The organism is Embleya sp. NPDC059213 (genome assembly GCF_042754445.1).
Lineage (GTDB): Bacteria > Actinomycetota > Actinomycetes > Streptomycetales > Streptomycetaceae > Embleya.
The window spans coordinates 37,940-54,883 of sequence record NZ_JBHZAV010000011.1; the positions used below are offsets into that span (position 1 = coordinate 37,940).

The following is a 16,944-nucleotide window of genomic DNA, read 5'->3' on the forward strand; positions in this document are numbered from 1 at the left end:
AGGTACGTGACGGGCGTCTACCCGCCCGTCCTCGAACGCCGACTCCGGGCCGTCGGACTGACCCGATGGCAACTCGCCGACCTGTTCGGCGTCCACGAACACGAACTCGACACCGAACACCTGACGCACATGCCCGTACGGGTGCTGCTCGACCTCGCCCGACGCCTGGACGTCAACCCCGCCGACCTGATCGCCGGCGCAGAGGACCTGTTCGCGATCCCCCGCGCCCACCAGGTCGGCGACGCCCGCGACCGCGACGCCGAGCCGGACGCCCTGCTCGTGCTGACCACACTCGCCCACCGGGGCCGCACCCCGTTACCTTTTCCGTGGCCCTGAAACGGGGCTCCTGGCCTCCGGGTCCGGCATGACTTCTACCCCCTGTCGAACGCATGACCTGGGGGGTGGTGTCACCGGATCCGGAGCACCGTTTGACCGCTGATGAGAGGCCTGACCACCGCCCGGCCGAGCGCAACGCCCGGCCCCCGAAGGGTGGTTGGTCTGCGTAACGTGGATGCGCGCGCACGGTGCCAAGGCGTGAGGCCGGGACGGAACGACCACCCTCGGAGGCATGCGTGTTCGACACCGGTGACATCGAGGTCTTCCTCGGCCTGGACGTGGGCAAGACCGACCACCACGGCCACGGCCTGACCACCGCAGGCAAGACCGTCCACGACAAGCGACTGCCCAACAGCGAACCGAAGCTGCGGGCCGTCTTCGACAAGCTCCGGGCGAAATTCGGCACCGTGCCGGTGATCGTCGACCAGCCCGCCTCGATCGGCGCCCTCCCGTTGACGGTCGCCCGGGACGCCGGCTGCGAGGTCGCCTACCTGCCCGGCCCGGCCATGCGCCGCATCGCCGACCTCTACCCGGGCGAGGCCAAGACCGACGCCCGCGACGCCCACGTCATCGCCGACGCCGCCCGCACCATGCCCCACACCCTGCGCGCCCTCGAGGTCGCCGACGAGGCCATCGCCCAGCTCACGGTGCTCACCGGCTTCGACCAGGACCTCGCCGGCGAGGCCACCCGCACCAGCAACCGCATCCGGGGTCTCCTCACCCGGTTCCACCCCTCGCTCGAACGCGTCCTCGGCCCCCGCCTGGACCACCCGGCCGTCACCCACCTCCTCGAGCGACACGGCTCGCCCGCCGCCCTGCGCAAGGCCGGACGCCGCAGACTCGTGGCCCTCATACGCCCGAAGGCACCGCGCATGGCCGAACGCCTCGTGAACGACATCTTCGACGCGCTCGACGAACAGACCGTCGTCGTCCCCGGCACCACCACCCTCGACACGGTCGTGCCCTCCCTGGCCCGCTCGCTCGCCGCCGTCCACGAGCAACGACGCGCCGTCGAAGCGCAGATCGGCGAGCTCCTGGAGGCGCACCCTCTTTCGCAGGTCCTGACATCGATGCCCGGAGTCGGCGTCAGGACCGCCGCCACCCTCCTGGTGACCATCGGCGACGGGGCGTCCTTCCCCACCGCCGCCCACCTCGCCTCCTACGCGGGCCCGGCCCCCGCGACGAAGTCCTCCGGGTCCTCCATCCACGGCGAGCACGCCCCCAGGACGGGAAATCGGCTGCTGAAACGGGCGATGTTCCTCTCGGCGTTCGCGGCCCTGCACGACCCCGCCTCCCGCACCCACTACGACCGCTGCAGAGCCCGCGGCAAGACCCACACCCAGGCCCTCCTCCGCCTCGCCCGCCAGCGCATCAGCGTCCTGTTCGCCATGCTCAGAGACGGCACGTTCTACGAATCCCGCCCGGCCGAACCGGTCGCAGCGTGACCCGCTCACGCTTGACGAAAGACATAGAGGCACCCCCCACAGCGCACACACCCTGGCGCGCCTGCTCGACTGGCCGTTGGAGCGCGTGGAGACCGCGCTCGCGCACGGCTTCGACCACCCCGACGTCGGCGGCGCGCTCATCCTGCGATTCGTCCCACCCGCCCACTACATGGCCGAGCCACGCATGGACCTGCACTCCCCGACCCAACTCGCCGACCTGCACGCGCGCGAGACCCGGCGGACCGAGGAAGTGCCCATGCGGGTCGACGAGGCCGACGCGCTCCTGCGCGTGCTCCTCGACGGCGGCATCGACGACGGCACCGGCCCCACGGTTCGGCAGCACCACACGCTCGACACCCTCGCCGAGACCCGGCTCATCCACCGCGGCCCCACCGCCGAGACCATCGCCCCCGGCGTTGCGTACAGCCTCCGCCTGATGGCCGAGCTTCCCGAGCCGACACCACCCACGACAGAGAAGACGTCGTGACCCTCTACTGACGCGTCTCATGTCGTCATCACTGACAACTCATGTCGCATCCGCTGCCATCGAGACGTCGTCCGACACGCCCGAGGAACTGGACGCCCTCACCGCCCACGACAACCTCGAAGAGCTGTTCGTCTCGCCGCGTCACTTGGCCGGGCCGCGCGCCGACGGCGACGAGGCGATCAAGCCCTTGCTGGACGCGGGCTGGTCCCATCGGTACGACGACTTGGGCAACCTGTACGTCGACTCGCCGTGCATGAGGGTGCGGGCACGCCGCTGACCGAAACCCGCGACCCCACCCCATGACGGACCGTGGAGCACCGTGTTCATCCTCAAGCCGTACAACACCGACTACCGGGACCTCGAATACGTGCGGCGAGACGGACGCCGCGAGGGTTCCCTGCACGCGTGCCTCAACCACTACTTCGGGAATATGGACGCGGTGGTCCTCGCGGGCAGCGAACGCACGGTCTTCGACCGACGGCACGCACAGCCGGGCGACCGCGTGCACATCGACGACTTCTCCAACCACGGCTTCAACGGCGTCCTGGCAGCGGCCTTCACAAAGGACGGCCGTTTCGGCGGACACCTCGCACTGGACCGCCTCGCCGTCGTCCCCACCGACTCCGCCCAGATCCGCGCCCACGCCGCACGCAGGGATTCCTCACTCACCGACGGCGCCGGAACGCCCCTGATCGACGTCGTCATCCTGCGGCGCGAGACGGGCCCCGCGGTGGCGATCACCCCGGGCATCGCCTTGGGCGACGGCTTCGTCCCGGCCGGATACAGCTACGTCGAGCCCGTTCCCGGCGACCATTCGGCGGCCCACCTGGTCGCCTACGCCCGCGAGGTCGCCGAACGCTACCTGCCTCACAGCCCCGTACCCCTCCGATTCCGAACCCCATGGCGGCAGGCAACCCTCGAACCCGCCCGCGAGGCCATGGGCCGGCGCATGACCACCCACATTCGCGCCGGCAACCTCACCTCCGCCCCGGGATCGCCCACACGGGTCGCCGCCGCGACCATCCGCACCACCACACCGCCCCGACCCTCTTCGCCCCCACGCGACCCCGACACGCCCCACACGAGCGCCACCGCCGAAAACTCCGCCCCTCGCCAACAGCATTGACGCAGCGTCACATCCGAGTGTCCATCACCACGTCGCCCCGCCCAGGAATTCACCCCGGGCGGGGTGATTCCTATTTCCGGGCGGCGCCTTTGTGCGGCCCGTTCGCCTACGGCAGACACACACGACTGGATACACCCCGCCGACCGATGCCAACGTACGGACGTCGGCAAAAACCGCCGACGAAACCGCAGGTCAGCGAAGGGATTTTACATGTTCGACGCCCCCTCCCACCCCACCCGTGTCGACGTTGCCGATGCCGTCCCGGCCGGCCCGGGACTCCACACCCCACCTCTTGCGGCCTCAGTCGACGAGGGGCGGGCGTGGCTCACCGGCCCCGGCGCGCCCCATCAGGTCCTGGCCACCTTGCGTAACGCCGGTTGGGGCGTTGCGGAGGTCGCGTCGGCCAACGTCTACACGTCCTCGCCCGACGCGTGCGCGTTCGTGCGGTTCATCCCCGAACACCCGGGCGGTGTGCGCGGACCGCTGTGGGAGATCACCGTGGACGACCATCGAGGCGACGACTGGACCCAGACCTTCGACGACAACACCCCTGCCGAGTTGGTCCACGCGTTCGTCACCGCCCTGCTCGCCGCGCAGCCGCGCACCGAGCGCGTCTGATGCGCCCGGCAGCCGACAAGACCCGACGTCGAAGGGCTCATCCGTGCACCTGACCCTCCTTCCCGCACCCGCTCGCCGTCTCCCGACGCCCGCCCCACACCCGGACCTCGCCCACATGGAGGGCGACCGGTGGATCAAGGGCGCGGGAACCCCCTACCCGGTGCTCGACCTGCTGGTCGCGGACGGCTGGTCGATCGTCCTCGACCACCGCGCCGACGTGCACGCCGGCTCCCCCGACGGCCGCGCCTACGTCGGCTACCTCCCGGAATCCCCGCACACCCGACTCGGTGACCTGTGGCACATCGCCGTCGAGGGCACCGCCGAAAGGCCAGGTTGGGAACAGGTCTTCGGCGCCGCCGTACCCGCCGAGGTCGTCGCTGGCTTCGTCGCCGCCCTCTTGGCCGCACGCGATCGACCCGACGAGTTCTGACGCCCCTCACGCCACGACGATCCGACTTCCGAACTCTCCTACCTACCACGCCATTTCCCGAAGGGACCCGCTCTGCTCACACGCGACGACTACGACCTGATCCGCATCGGTGCCCTCGGCGGCAGCGAGGGCCCGTGGTCGGTCCGCGCCGAAACCCGGGAACGCCACGCCCTCGTTCGTCTCCTGGACCGCCACGGCCGCATCGTCGCGACCACCGTCGCCTGCCTGCACGACGATTCCGACGCGTTGGACAAGGCAGAGAACGATCTCCTGTTCATCGCCTACGCCCGTCAATGGACCCTTGACCTCCTCGACGAGGTGACCCGACTGAGCGATCGGCCACAGGCGACGGGTCAGGGCACGACGCCGCACCGGACCGCCTGACCGCGCCCGGCGTCGGGCTGCGCGCGAGGCTCAAGCCGCACACGCGAACAGCGTGTGCGGCTGCGGCCGTTCCGGGCACCTGGAATGTCACCGGGACGAAGTACGCTTTGATCGCGGCCCGAATGATGGCGGCATCCGATCGTTGGGCGGCAACCAGACGGGCGTCGACTTCGAGGGGCCTTGGCGAATCCGAAGATCGACGAGCGGGAACCCGCTCTGAAGACGGTTCGCCAGCTGATCGAGTCAGACAACGACACCCTCAAAGGACAGCTCGACCTGGAATGACACGGTGGGCGGACCCTTCGAGGGCGTTACGATCCGAGTGGCCCAGCGTATCCTCGCGATGGCCACCGCGATCTGGCACAACAACAAGATCGGCGCACCAGTCACCCGCTCGCTGATCGCCTATAACCACTGATCACATCAGACTTGCTCGTCTAGGTCGAGCGTCGCGGCGGCGTACTGGGCGACTGCGATGGGTGGGTAAGAGACACCATCCGCCGCGCGGGCGCCCACCGCTGTAGGCGGCCCACCTGACACGACGGAGATCACATGCCCGGGCCCGCCGACTGGATCCCCGCCGCCGAACTCGCTCGCAAAGCTGCCGTCGCCTATGCCGGTCATCTCAACAAGATCACCTATCCCTCCTTGCTGCCGCAGTACCTGCGCCGTCTGCCCGGCGAAACCGAGTGCCAAGCGATCTACGACCTCCGCACCCGGGCCATAGAAATCAGATGCGAAGCCATCCCTTCCTTGACCAGCGGCCTCAAATCCCAGAACCCACGACTTTTCGCGGAAGCCATCACCTACGTGGAAGAGCAACGCACCACCGCCATCCACGCGCTGCTGACCGCCGCGTCGTACGAGGAGAGGTTCACCGAAACACTGCTCCTCGTCGCCAAGCGAGGGTGGTGGGAAAAGTACTTGAAGAAGGACGCCGAGCTCGCCGACACCCTGCTGCTCTTGTGCGCCGTTCTTGATGAGCCGCCTCTTGTCGGGCTCGCGCCGGTCAGCGCGCGGACGGCCCTGGGCCCACCCGACGAGACTACGCCCGGCGACGGAGCCGGTCGCCTCGGCCTCGCCGACCGGGGGGACTTGGGCACGGAAGAACTCCTGGCTGCCGCACACGGCCACCGCGAAGCGTTGGCCGGGTACCTCGCATGCCTGAGCGCCGACACCGACTCCTGGCTCCACCCCGCCTACCAAGACGCCGAGGCCGAGCTGGCCAACGCGGAGCGGGCCAGCGGGAAAGCCGTCACTGCTGTCCGGCGCACCCAGGTCCATGCAAAGGTCGACCTGAGCCGGTGGCGCGAGGACCCGGCGAACGACCGCCTCGGCGACCTGGCTGCCGAGCAACTCCGGTTCCGGTTGGCAATCGCGTACGCCGACCGGCTCCTCTTGGAGGAGCATGCGGCAATGCTGGCGGCCAGGGCGTCCCTGTTGCCGTTCGCCCAGGACGGGGAGCACCATCTACGCCGGCTGATCAACAGGACGCCCGCGCCCGGGTCGCGCCCTCAGGGCGCCGACTACGAGGCCATGACGCCGATGGAGTTCGAGACCCACCTGGCGATGCTGTGCGATATCGATGGATGTACGGGGGTCGAAGTTGTGGGAGGCACCGGCGATCTGGGTGCGGACGTCACCGGCATCACCCCCGACGGGCGGCGCTTGGTCGTCCAGGCCAAGCGCTACCGGGAGGGGAACCGCGTGGGTTCGCCGGACGTACAGCGGTTCGGCGGGACCTGTTTCGCCGTACACAGAGCCGACGTTGCGGTCTTGGTGACGTCGTCGGAGTTCACCGACCAGGCCATCGAGTACGCACGGCAGACGGGTGTGCGACTGTTCGATCGAAGAGCTCTGATGGCGTGGGAATCGGGCACAGGCCCCGTTCCCTGGCATTAGCCGTTCCGGGCACCACGCCACGGAATCCCACCTTCCGTATCTCGGGGACCCTATTCCTGGACTTTCTCGGCAAATGGCTTCCCTGGGTGCGCCCGAACCGCCGCTGACGCCGCCGACCATGAAGGATCCCGTCTGCTCGATCTGGGAGAGGGTTCGGTGACCGGTCACGGGGCGCTGGTCAAGCCTCGGGCGGCGGACGGAGTCCGCCGCCCGAAACCGGCCGTGACCTGCAGGTCGGCCCGGTATGCCGCGCGCGTCGAATGATGCATCCAACGCGATTCCGCCGCTTCTAGAAGTACGTTCCGCGCAAGGTCCCGTCGAACCCTATGGACGCGACGGCTTCGTCGAAGGATGGCCAGTACCGATCCGGCGGGCCTGCGCCCATCTCGTCGAACTCGCCTGCGGTCAGATCCGGTTCGTGCCACTGGTGGGCACAGCGGCAGCGGATCCACACGTTGCCTCGGTGGAGGATGACCAGCCAGTCGCGGCGCGCGGAGCAGGAGGCGCAGCGGATCGGGATTCCTCGTGCGCGCAGTTCGTCGGGGTGTTCGGTGCACCGTGCAAGTTCGTCGTGGTCGTAGGTGCGGGGGTCGGGCATGGGGTGGAGGTTGAGCGGCGCGTCCGGGTCGGGGGGCGGCCAGGCGAAGGGGTCCGTGTCGGGTTCGGGCTCGTGATCGGGTCGCTGCAAGGGGGAGCCTCTCCGTCGGGGAAGGAACACCATGGACTCGAAACGGGCCGAAGTCCATGGTGTTCCGGATCACTTCCAGGGGACTCCGTTGCAGGTCAGCGGCGGTGTTCGCGTCGCGGGGTCTCGGGCAGCTCAAGAGCCGCCGCAGGTGCCGGTGCAGGCTTCGATGGGCCCGACGTGCGCTTGGTGGCGCGCCGGGGAGCGGGTGTGGGGAGTTGGGCAATGTGGCGCAGTCGCCAGACGAGGACGTCGGCGGTGTTGTCGGCGGTGTCGAGTTCGCGCATGGCCGTGGCTTCGGCAAGGAGGGTCTGCGGGTCGTGTCCGGCGCGTTCGGCTTGGTCCAGGGTGGCGGCGAGCGCGTCCCATCGGGCGTCGTCGGCCGGGCCGGTGGTTTCTTCGGGCAGGGCGGTGGCGATGGTGGCCCGGTGGCGGTCGCGGTCGGGTGTGGGTAGGGCTCGGCCGGCGTTGCGCAGGGCTCGCATGGGTGGTGTGGCGGCGTTGCGGTAGGCGGTGCGCAGGTGTTGGGCGGTGGCGTGGGCGGCGGCGGCTTGTTGGGCGTGGCCGTGGGCTGTGTGCCAGCGTGCGGCGGCGACGGCGACCAGGACGAGGGTGCACAGGACGGTGGCGGTGGCGGCGCCGTCCTCGCCTCGGCCGAGTGCTCCGCCGGCGTAGACGATTTCGCGGGCGATCGAGCGCAGGGCGCGTTGGTCGGCGCGTCCGGCGCGGATGTGGGATCGGCCGGCGCGTTCGAATTCGCGTGCTGCGGCTCGGAGTTCGGCGCGGACGTCGGCGGAGGCGGTGTGGGACAGGGCGTCGAGGACTTCACCGACCCCGATCAGGCGCGCGGCCGTTCCAGGGTCGTCGTCCTGGTCGAAGCCGGCTGCGGCCCGGTCGAGGGCGTCGGTGGCTCGGCGCCGGGCCTGTGCCGGGCGCGATCGCGTCGTTCCCGCGCGACCGCCGCCGTGGGGGCGGTTGTGGGTCGTGCCGGTGGTGATCCCTTGGTCTTCGGGGTCGTGGTCGAGTCGGCGTCGGATGGCGGGCAGGGACAGGTCGGGGGCGAGTTTGGATCCCGAGTACCAGATGGGTTGCCCGCCGGCGTTGTGGTCGCCGGGCAGGGCGACGGTGTAGCCGAGGACGTCGCCGGAGGGGGCGCGGCGTTGGTTCACGCGGACGCCTTCGCAGCGTAGGCGGGTGAAAAACTCCATCTCGTCGCCGGCGCCGGCGAGGGAGCGGCGGACGGCTTCGCGGAGCAATTCGCGCGGGGTGGATTCGAGGCCGCGCCGTTTGGCCTTGTGACGTTCGGGGCTGGTGGGTCGCTTGGCGGCGGTGCCGTCTCCTGCGGCGAGTTCGCGCAGGCCCAGGTCCTTCTCGATGCGGCGGGCTTCGGCCTGGGCGCGTGGGGCGTCGAAGTCGAGGTCCGGTCGGCGGCCGTCCTCGCGGACAAGGTTGGCGATGATGTGGATGTGGTCGTCGGCGTGGCGTACCGCGACCCATCGGCATCCGGCGTCGTCGCCGTCGCCGTCGGAGTCGATGCCGGTGGCGGCGACGATGCGGCGGGCGATGTCGCCCCATTCCTGGTCGGTCAGGACGCGGTCGGTGGCCGCAGCCCGCACCGAGCAGTGCCACACGTGTTTGTTCGGTCGTTCGTCTTCGGGGAGTGCGAGGAGTGGTCGATCGAGGACGCGTTCGAGGGGCTTGAGGGAGTCGCTGGGGTCGCGGCCGGGGTCGGGGACCATGCCGTCGAAGGAGGCAACGATGTGCGGGTCGACGTGTTCCTCGGCCTTGCCGGGGCCGTACAGGTAGGCGAGCAGGCCGATGGTGCGTGGTCCACGTTTGTGGATGCGGGGAATCACGCGGCGTCTCGGCGGTCGAGGAGTCGGTCGGTCACCGCGTCCAGGCGGGTGACCGCGTTGACCACCGCGGTCAGGACGACTTCGGCGTGGGGGGCCGCTCCTCCCGAGTTGAGGACCTTGGCAACCTGGTTGAGGTTATTGCCGATGTGGGCGAGGTGGCGGCGGGCGGCGAAGAGTTCGGCGACCAACTCGCGTTCGCCGGCCACCGCAGCGGCAGTGGCGTTCAGGTCGCGGGCGGCGGCCAGGGCCGCGTGGGCGAGGAAGCCGGCGACGGTCATGGCGCAGGTGCCTGCGGCGGCGCTGATCAGCGCGAGTTCGTCGTCGTCGAGGCGGGTGCTCTTCTGGTGGGCACGCTTGTGTTGAGGGGCTTTGTGCGGGCGATCGCGCACGCGCGGCTCAGGCTGCGGGGCATGTTTGCAGTCGGTGTCGTGGCAGAGGTGTTGCTTCTCCCCGGTCTGCGGTCCGCCCTCGGCCGCAGCCTCCCCCTCCGGCGCCCCCCGGCGCCGGAAGAGCCCCGCCACCCCTGGGGCGGGGCTGCCCAAAGCAATGCTCCCGTGGGGAGCATTGCTTTGGGGATAACTTGCTCCGGCAACGTCGGGAAGCTTTTGACCTGCGGAAACACCTATCGGGGATTCTTCACGGAAGGTGCTCACGCCGCGTCCCGGAGTGCGGTTCGACGGGTGGCAAGCTGCATCCGCGCCACGAAATCGGCTCCCTCGTCGGGGGTGTGGAGGACCTCGGGGCGGTCTTCGCTGGTGCGACGCACGATCCACGAGCCGTCCGGGCCGTGGGCGGCGTCGTAGATCACGTCGAACGCGACCAACGCCAGCATCCAAGCGTCGATCTCGGCGGGTGTGGTCGGGCTGTCGGACACGGGAAGCCTCCATTGCGGGCCGGGGTCGGGTTCGTTCGGGTCGGCGAGTGTCCCGGCCGAGAGGGGCGGGGACACCCACCGACAGGTTTCGCGGTCGGGCGGGGCTGCGGGGGGTGCCGGGGGACCGGCGGCTATCGCAGCTTGCGCATCAGGACGGTCAGCCGGTCGTTGGACAGCGGTATCCCCTGTCCTCGGATGGCTCCCGCGACCACCGCCCGGGTCACCTGTCCGCTGTCCGCGACGGCTGTCCGAGCCAGCGCCAGGAGGTCTTCTTCGGTCACCGGATCCCTCTGGTCATGCTGCCCCGCCAGCTTCTCCGGTCGGTCACCTGGCGGAGTCGGCCCGTGACCGGACAGGGTGGCCGGTCGGGTGTCCGTCGGGCGTCCTTGCTGGTCACGGGCCCCGTCTGTGATCGGGTCGGCGGGGACGGCGTGAAGTGTGCGGGTCGCTGTCCGAGGGTTCGTTCGCGGTGACCGGTCCCTGTCCGCCGATATCGATGCCCCCGGGGCCGACGCCTGTCCGCCGAGGTGACCGGCTTCGGGGGCGGTCGTCCAAGCGGGCGGCGGGGTGTCCCACGCGCCCTCGGACCGGTGACCAGTCGTTGTCGCGCCGGTCGGCGTGAGCGGTTGTCCGCCGGTCTCGGACAGGGTCGCGGTCGCCGGTTGTCCGGTGTTCGGGCCGGTGGCGCGGGCGATGAGGATGTACAGGTGGACGGCGCCGGCCAAGGCCAGCGGAGCGAGGGTGGACAGGACGCCGACGGTCGTATCTCCCAACCGCAGTCCGCCCGTTGCGGGGTCGCTCCATTCATTGAGGCGGACCGCATGCAGGGCGTTGGCCCAGATGCTGGCGGCGGTCGCAGCACCGAACAGCGACCAGGCGTAGATCCGGGCACCCCGGGGTGCGGTACGCAGAACCAAGAGCGCGCGGATTCCGTAGGCGATGAACCCGTCGATCAGCAGGGGAAACAGGAGCGTAAGGGGCCCGCGGACGTGGACGGCCTGAGCCATCTGTCGCAGCGCGTCGTAGGACAAGGCGAAGCCAGCTGCGCCCAGCAGGGCGATGGCCGCCCGGTCCCATCCGGTTGCCCGATGGTGCGGTGCAGGTGCGGTGTTCACGCGGCCTCGGTGCGGGGGACGACGATCGGCGGACGAGTCTTGCGGCGGGGCTTGCTGCGGGCCTCGCGGAGCAGGCGCAGGACCCGTTCGGGTTCGCAGTCCAAGAGCATCGCGATGCGCGCGACGGGCATCCGGGCGGCGGTCGCCTCGACGGCGACGGCGCGTTGCTCGGGCATCGTCAAGTGGATGCGGCGCCCGCTCAAGGCCACCGCGACGCGGGCGGGGTCCAGGCGGCGGTGCAAGTTGCGGCGCAGCGGCTTGCGTTCCTTCTCGGTGACGCCGCCCCGTATGCCCCAGCGGTCGCCCTCTTCGAGGGAGGCTTCCAGGCAGATGGCGCGGACCGGGCACCAGGCGCAGATGGCCTTGGCGCGGTTGATCCGGTCGGTGAAGTCGGCGCCTTCGCCTTCGGGGAACCACAGGTCGGGGTCGGCGTGGCGGCGGCAGGAGGCGGTGTTCTTCCAGCTCTGGTCACCGAGCGTGCGAAAGCGCGGCTCGGGCGCGGGCGGGGTGGTGGCGCTCATGGCGGTGCTCCGTTCCCCCATCGACGCGCCCGAGTATTGGCAGGCCGGGGCTCGGTGGGGTCGTGCGGGTTGTGGAAGGGCGACGGGTGCCGGGTGTTCAGGCGGCGTCGCGGGTGTGCGCGCGGTCGAGTTCGCGTTGCGCGCGGATGGCGCGGCGCAGGTCCTCGCCGGTGAGGTGTACCTCGGTAGCCATCTCGATCAGGCGAGAGGCGATGCGGTCGCCGAGGTAGGCACCGAGGTGGTCGAACCGCAGGTTGGTCGTGATCAGGGTGGGGAGCATGTGCTCATACCGGCGGTTGATCAGCCGGTAGATCAGCTCCTCCGTCCATTCGGACGGCTTGGCCGCACCGAGGTCGTCGAGGATGAGCAGCGGACTGTGGGCGATGGCGAGGAATTCGCGCTCGTTGTCGACATCTTTGCCGGGGCGCAGGCGGGCGTGCAGGTCGGGCTGGTTGTACGCCGTCCAGCGGGTGGCGCAGCCGGAGGCGATGAGGCGGCGCAGGGCACCGAAGGCGTTGTGGGTCTTGCCCGTTCCGGTGGTGCCGCCGATGAGCAGGGTTGGTCCGGTGGTGATGCGGCGCATGCCGGTGATGCCCCGGTCGGCGGCGCGCAGGACCTCGTCGATCCAGGACAGGACGTCGGGGTGCCAGGGCTCGGCGTTGCGGAACAGCGGCGGGATGCGCTCGCCGGCCAGGCGCAGGGCCTCGCCCCGGGGGTCGTCGGGTTCGAGGTGGACCTCGGCGGTGGGGTCGATGCCGCGTGCGGCGAGGATCTCGGCCATGCGGCGTTCGAAGCGGCCGATCGGCTGGGGCTCGGTCACAGCGACCCCCACGAGCCCGCGCCGGCTCCGACCAGGCCGGTGTCAGCGGCGGGGGTCGGGTTGGTCCAGGGTTTGTAGCCGGTCACACCCGGTCGGCCTGCACCGGGGGCGGGCGGGTTGAGGGCCTCGTTGACCAGGCTTGGAAGCGTGCTGGGGTGCAGGGCTTTGGCGCGCAGCCGCTCCAGCCCGGCGCGGACGGCGTCCGGGGAGATGCCCTCGTCCAGCAGGCGGGCGACCAGCTTCCCGGTGTGCCCCAGGACATCCTTGGGCGGGCGGGTCCGGCAGGCGCCGACGTGCTCGGCGATCAGTTCCCGTGCCGCCGGGATGGCCGCCGTGATGGTGTCGGCGCCCGTGGTGGTGGACGTGTTGTCGAGACGTTCGACCTTCGCGGGTGCGGGCGCGACGCGCCCCCCGGAGGGGTAGGTCCTAGGTCCTACGGTCCTAGATCCAGGCGTTGAGCCTTCGGGGAGGGTTCCGGGAGGGTTCGCCGACTGGTCGGGGAATGCGGTTTGACCTGCGGATTCGATGCCCCCGGTTGTCGCGGCTCGCGGAGCGCGGCGCAGCCCGGCGGCAGCGGGCGCAGGGGCCACGGGAACGGCCTCGGTGGTCGTCGCGGTGGTCTCGGACGACGTCCTCGAAGCTTCCGGAGCGTTCCGGGAGGACTCCGGGAGGGCTACGGGAAGGGTCGGCGAGGCACCGGAGTCGCCCATGCACGGACCCTTGCACCTGGAGCACGGCTGGTCCTGCTGGTGCACGGGGCACGACGGCCAGTGGGGCGCGCCCGGCTTGTCGATCCGCTGGTGTTCCTTCCAGTTCACCGTGTGCAGGTAGGTCCGACCGTCACAGCCGACGTAGCGGCAGATGACCCCGACGGCGGCGAGCTGGCGCAGATCGTCGGCAACGCCTTCCTCGGAGTGCTCGTCGACGCGCATTCCCCAGATCTTGGCGCGGATGTACTTGGCGTTGTCGCGGATGCGGCCGAAGTCGTCCGAGAAGGGCCACAACCCGCCGAAGGTGCGCTCGGCGGACAGCGTCACCATCGCCAGCGTCTCGGACTCGTAGAACTCGGGCTTGGTGCAGCGGATCCTCGGCACTCAGCACCCCCTCGCCATGGCCGGGGTCAGACGCGCGGTCGCGGGGTGGAAGTCGTGCGGCAGGTCCCAGGCGATTCCCGGGAAGGCGCGGTGCAGACGCCAGGCGACGATGGCCCCGACGTGGACCGGCAGGTCCAGGAGGAGGCCGCGCTCGTCGAACAGGCGCGCGGTGAGCGTCCCGTTCGGGCCGAGGACGGTACGGACGAAGGCCAGGTCGTCGTCGAGGTCACCGATCAGCCGGGCGAGGTCGTGGTGGACGGCGCGGTCGCAGGCGCAGCGTTGGGGGCAGGGGTTGGGCGGCGTGGCGTGGACCTGCTCGGCGGCGTTGTGCGCGGGCAGGTCTGTACGCACGATGTCGGTCATGCGAGAATCCCCGAATCGTAAGTGAAGCCACCGGCACGGCCTTCGACAGTTGGGCCGGTCGCTTCGGTTATGGAGTATCCGAGCCTCTTCGCGGGGTTCGAGCACGGCGTCCGGGGGTTCCCGCCCCTGGGCGCCGTTGTGCTCTCACCGCGCGCGTGGCGGCGGCGGTGGTCTAGGTCATTGGGATCGCGTGCTCCTCGCGTGGGCCGCAGGGCGGCGTCGGACGGACACGATGGCACTGGGTCGGCGACCAAGTCCACCCTTTGTTCGTAGCCCTCGGTCCACCGGCTGCAACAGCCTGACTACACGGTGGATGACTCCCCGTCGGGTCACCGTGGGCTCTCCGTAGTAGATCACGAAAATCAGCCACCGCGAAGAGGTGATCTTCACCGAGGCCATTTGCCTCCGCACTGGCAGATCGGGCAGAGTGGGATCACACGGTCCGACAGGGAGGTGACGCAATGGCTGACAAAGTGGACGAAGCAGCACCCGAACCGGGCATGCTCGCGCAGCGCCTGGAGCACCTGTTCGCGACCGTGCATCCGCCCGACCGCGGCCCGTACTCGACGGCCGAGGCCGTGGAGCTGATCAACGAGGCGGCCGGGGAGACGGTCATCGGCGCCACCTACATGTGGCAGCTCCGGACCGGGCGCAGGGACGACCCCACGCACAGTCGGCTGAACGCGGTGGCGAAGTTTTTCGGCGTCTCCGTGACCTACTTCTACGACGACGCGGTGGCCGAGCGGACCGACGCCCAGCTCGCGATGCTCGCGGCCGTGCGTGATGCCGGAGTGCGTTCGATTGCCCTACGTGCGAACGGGCTTTCGCCGGAGAGCCAGGCCGCCGTCACGGCGATGCTCGACCGCGTGCGGTTGCTGGAAGGGCTCCCCCAGCCGGAAGAAGATCCCGGACCGGTCGAGTAAGCGCTTCCCCGCGCTGGACGCCGCGACAGGGTTCACGCACCCGCTGTTCACGCCGAGGCGGCAGTGTTGTCGATCCGGCGTGCCCCTGATCACATATGTCGGATCTGATTATTAATCCGCCGAAATCCTGTCCTAGCATCCTCAAGGGAGTCGCGCGGGTCACCGGTTTCGCCGCGAGCACGAGGTCGCACTCCCGACCGTCGGAGCCTTGAGGGACCACACGTGGACGACTTGCGACCACTGCTCGCTGCCTGCGAGCGGCGGCTGGAAGGGATCGCGATCCCCCGCCCCTTCGACCTGGACGTTTTCCGCCACACGGTCGAGGAACTGCGCGGACGCGAGATAGGGATCGCGGCGGCCACGGATCCCGATCTCAGCGGGTTCGTCCACGCGCTGACCGTTCCGCTGGAGACGACCGACTGGATCCTCCACGATCCGGGCCTAACAGACGTGCACTTCGAGCTGGTCATCCTGCACGAGTTGGCCCATCTGATCTGGGGTCACACTGCGCCGCTCTCGGACACCCCGAATGTGCAGGACTCCGGGCTGAGGGGTCGACATGGGTTCGCTCCCGCTCAGGAGAACGAGGCCGAAATGCTCGCGACGATGATCTACGCGCGGGCAACGTCCCCGTGCCAACCGCCGCCCCCATCGGGTGACTCGTTCCTGGATCGCTTCGCGTCGATGCTCGGTCACCACTCCCGCGGCGACAGGAGCCGATGGTGAACATCTTCGATCTGCTCCCGATCGTGGTGATCTGGGCTGCGACCCTGTGGCACGCTCCCAAGCTCACGGGGCCGCCCTGGCAACGCTGCATGCCCATCGGGCTGCTCGCGCTCGCCCTGTGCCTGACCGTCCGCTTGGACGCGGTCTCCGACTGGATCGCGGCCACGAGCGACATGCCGAACCTGGCGGTGCTACTCAAGCACTCGCTGGCTGTCGTGGTGGCCGGTGCCTGGCTCGAATGGGCACTTCGCCTCCGCGCCGTCGACGCCCCCACGCGTCGAACCCTGCGCACCATGCGCATCCTGCAAGGCACCACCTTGGCATGCCTCACCTTCACGTACCTACACGTGCCGGATTCGGCGAATGCCGAGTTCTTCGCTGGCCAAGGCCACGATCCGGCCGCAGCACGCCACGAGTTGGTGTTCACCCTGTACCTGGCCGCCACCGGCCTATGTGCAGCCTGGGTGTTCTGGCGCAAGAGCCGACTCGCCCGTGATCCCGCAACCAGGTGGGCAACACGCCTGCTCGCAGCCGCCTTCGCACTGACCCCCGGCTATGGGCTTGGGCGCTTGATCGCGCTCACCGTCTACGCCACCGGGCACACAGCCCCCGATGCCTTCACCACGAACCGATTGAGCCAACCCTTCGGCGCCTTGTCGGTCCTTCTCATCGTCGCGGGCGTCTCCGTTCCGGGCTTGGTCACCCTCCATCGGACCTGGATCGCTCACCGGCGACTGCGCACCCTTCGCCCACTCTGGGACCTGGTCGTCCCCGCCATCCCCGACGCCGTTCTGCCCCCGCCTCCCCGCTCGCGCACCGACCTGCTGGGCCTGGGCAGCACCCATCTGCGCCTGGTCCGCCAGGTCGTCGAGATCCGCGACGGCATGCTGGCCCTGCGCCGGTACGCCGACCCGGACCTGTGCGAACGCCTCCGGGTGGATCTAGAGGCGCGCGGGCTCGTGGATGCTGACCTCGAACTGGCGACCGTCGCAGCGTGGACGATCCTGACGGCCGACGCGTTGCACCGCGGCAAGACTCCCCAGCGCGTGGTGGCGCCGCCCCCACGGCCGCCGAAGCCGAGTCTCGACGCGGAGGCGAAGCGGCTCACCGATATCGAGGACGCACTTCACTGGCCCCGGACGAAGGCATGTGTCGAGGCGATTTTGGGTGCCTCCGAAAATGGCGCGGTGAGGCGTCCACCCGGTCGGGAGAACGCCTCACCGCTGCCGTAGGCAGACG

Annotated in this window: 21 protein-coding genes and 2 pseudogenes; 13 read left to right on the forward strand and 10 right to left on the reverse strand. The window is 69.9% G+C overall.

The window, feature by feature from the left end:
- Positions 1 to 6 precede the first annotated feature (6 nt).
- The 10 genes and pseudogenes from ACFXMF_RS06715 (at position 7) to ACFXMF_RS06760 (ending at position 6,728) form a co-directional block, all read left to right on the forward strand.
- A complete protein-coding gene (locus tag ACFXMF_RS06715) occupies positions 7 to 336 on the forward strand; it encodes a hypothetical protein (RefSeq protein WP_379987746.1) in 330 nt (109 codons plus the stop codon).
- Between the two features lie 236 nt (positions 337 to 572).
- Positions 573 to 1,781 carry an IS110 family transposase gene (locus ACFXMF_RS06720; RefSeq protein ID WP_379987747.1) on the forward strand — a complete coding sequence of 403 codons (1,209 nt, stop codon included), beginning with the start codon at positions 573 to 575 and terminating at the stop codon, positions 1,779 to 1,781.
- Between the two features lie 85 nt (positions 1,782 to 1,866).
- Positions 1,867 to 2,268, forward strand: a complete 402-nt coding sequence (locus ACFXMF_RS06725) for a hypothetical protein (RefSeq protein ID WP_379987748.1) — start codon at positions 1,867 to 1,869, stop codon at positions 2,266 to 2,268.
- Positions 2,269 to 2,287: 19 nt separating this feature from the next.
- The gene (locus tag ACFXMF_RS06730) at positions 2,288 to 2,545 is read left to right on the forward strand and encodes a hypothetical protein (RefSeq protein ID WP_379987749.1); all 258 of its coding nucleotides are present in this window, start codon (positions 2,288 to 2,290) and stop codon (positions 2,543 to 2,545) included.
- Positions 2,546 to 2,587: 42 nt separating this feature from the next.
- Complete coding sequence (locus tag ACFXMF_RS06735; protein ID WP_379987750.1) at positions 2,588 to 3,394, forward strand: hypothetical protein; 807 nt, start codon at positions 2,588 to 2,590, stop codon at positions 3,392 to 3,394.
- A 210-nt stretch (positions 3,395 to 3,604) separates the two neighbouring features.
- A complete protein-coding gene (locus ACFXMF_RS06740; RefSeq protein ID WP_379987751.1) occupies positions 3,605 to 4,012 on the forward strand; it encodes a DUF317 domain-containing protein in 408 nt (135 codons plus the stop codon).
- Positions 4,013 to 4,127: 115 nt separating this feature from the next.
- Positions 4,128 to 4,442, forward strand: a complete 315-nt coding sequence (locus ACFXMF_RS06745; protein ID WP_379987752.1) for a DUF317 domain-containing protein — start codon at positions 4,128 to 4,130, stop codon at positions 4,440 to 4,442.
- Positions 4,443 to 4,688: 246 nt separating this feature from the next.
- Positions 4,689 to 4,826 (forward strand): hypothetical protein, encoded by a 138-nt coding sequence (locus ACFXMF_RS06750; RefSeq protein ID WP_379987753.1) that lies wholly within the window; start codon positions 4,689 to 4,691, stop codon positions 4,824 to 4,826.
- Between the two features lie 207 nt (positions 4,827 to 5,033).
- A pseudogene (locus ACFXMF_RS06755) lies at positions 5,034 to 5,244 on the forward strand (IS982 family transposase); the annotation flags it as partial.
- Positions 5,245 to 5,378: 134 nt separating this feature from the next.
- Positions 5,379 to 6,728 carry a restriction endonuclease gene (locus tag ACFXMF_RS06760; protein WP_379987754.1) on the forward strand — a complete coding sequence of 450 codons (1,350 nt, stop codon included), beginning with the start codon at positions 5,379 to 5,381 and terminating at the stop codon, positions 6,726 to 6,728.
- Between the two features lie 289 nt (positions 6,729 to 7,017).
- Here ACFXMF_RS06760 and ACFXMF_RS06765 read toward each other — a convergent pair whose 3' ends face one another.
- The 10 genes and pseudogenes from ACFXMF_RS06765 to ACFXMF_RS06810 form a co-directional block, all read right to left on the reverse strand.
- Positions 7,018 to 7,326: a hypothetical protein gene (locus ACFXMF_RS06765; RefSeq protein WP_379987848.1), complete on the reverse strand. Its 309-nt coding sequence runs from the start codon at positions 7,324 to 7,326 to the stop codon at positions 7,018 to 7,020.
- 185 nt (positions 7,327 to 7,511) lie between these two features.
- The gene (locus ACFXMF_RS06770) at positions 7,512 to 9,269 is read right to left on the reverse strand and encodes a relaxase/mobilization nuclease domain-containing protein (protein ID WP_379987847.1); all 1,758 of its coding nucleotides are present in this window, start codon (positions 9,267 to 9,269) and stop codon (positions 7,512 to 7,514) included.
- Positions 9,266 to 9,658 carry a plasmid mobilization protein gene (locus ACFXMF_RS06775; protein WP_379987846.1) on the reverse strand — a complete coding sequence of 131 codons (393 nt, stop codon included), beginning with the start codon at positions 9,656 to 9,658 and terminating at the stop codon, positions 9,266 to 9,268. Before ACFXMF_RS06775 ends, ACFXMF_RS06770 begins: the two co-directional genes overlap by 4 nt.
- Before the next feature lie 260 nt (positions 9,659 to 9,918).
- Positions 9,919 to 10,143 carry a hypothetical protein gene (locus ACFXMF_RS06780; protein ID WP_379987845.1) on the reverse strand — a complete coding sequence of 75 codons (225 nt, stop codon included), beginning with the start codon at positions 10,141 to 10,143 and terminating at the stop codon, positions 9,919 to 9,921.
- A 131-nt stretch (positions 10,144 to 10,274) separates the two neighbouring features.
- Complete coding sequence (locus tag ACFXMF_RS06785) at positions 10,275 to 10,424, reverse strand: hypothetical protein (protein ID WP_379987851.1); 150 nt, start codon at positions 10,422 to 10,424, stop codon at positions 10,275 to 10,277.
- Positions 10,425 to 10,922: 498 nt separating this feature from the next.
- A pseudogene (locus tag ACFXMF_RS06790) lies at positions 10,923 to 11,150 on the reverse strand (DUF2637 domain-containing protein); the annotation flags it as partial.
- Between the two features lie 104 nt (positions 11,151 to 11,254).
- On the reverse strand, positions 11,255 to 11,779 hold the full coding sequence (locus ACFXMF_RS06795) for a WhiB family transcriptional regulator (RefSeq protein WP_379987844.1): 525 nt from the start codon (positions 11,777 to 11,779) through the stop codon (positions 11,255 to 11,257).
- Positions 11,780 to 11,876: 97 nt separating this feature from the next.
- A complete protein-coding gene (locus ACFXMF_RS06800) occupies positions 11,877 to 12,599 on the reverse strand; it encodes an ATP-binding protein (RefSeq protein ID WP_379987843.1) in 723 nt (240 codons plus the stop codon).
- On the reverse strand, positions 12,596 to 13,693 hold the full coding sequence (locus tag ACFXMF_RS06805) for a hypothetical protein (RefSeq protein WP_379987842.1): 1,098 nt from the start codon (positions 13,691 to 13,693) through the stop codon (positions 12,596 to 12,598). The genes ACFXMF_RS06800 and ACFXMF_RS06805 overlap by 4 nt, the downstream gene beginning before the upstream one ends.
- Entirely contained in the window at positions 13,694 to 14,056 is a 363-nt protein-coding gene (locus tag ACFXMF_RS06810) for a hypothetical protein (RefSeq protein WP_379987841.1), read from the reverse strand. It lies immediately after the preceding gene.
- A gap of 461 nt (positions 14,057 to 14,517) precedes the next feature.
- Between ACFXMF_RS06810 and ACFXMF_RS06815 the strand changes: the two genes are divergently transcribed.
- From ACFXMF_RS06815 to ACFXMF_RS06825, 3 genes are all read left to right on the forward strand, one after another.
- Entirely contained in the window at positions 14,518 to 14,979 is a 462-nt protein-coding gene (locus ACFXMF_RS06815; protein ID WP_379987840.1) for an XRE family transcriptional regulator, read from the forward strand.
- A 222-nt stretch (positions 14,980 to 15,201) separates the two neighbouring features.
- Positions 15,202 to 15,705 (forward strand): hypothetical protein, encoded by a 504-nt coding sequence (locus ACFXMF_RS06820; RefSeq protein WP_379987839.1) that lies wholly within the window; start codon positions 15,202 to 15,204, stop codon positions 15,703 to 15,705.
- The gene (locus ACFXMF_RS06825) at positions 15,699 to 16,937 is read left to right on the forward strand and encodes an MAB_1171c family putative transporter (RefSeq protein ID WP_379987838.1); all 1,239 of its coding nucleotides are present in this window, start codon (positions 15,699 to 15,701) and stop codon (positions 16,935 to 16,937) included. The genes ACFXMF_RS06820 and ACFXMF_RS06825 overlap by 7 nt, the downstream gene beginning before the upstream one ends.
- Positions 16,938 to 16,944 lie beyond the last annotated feature (7 nt).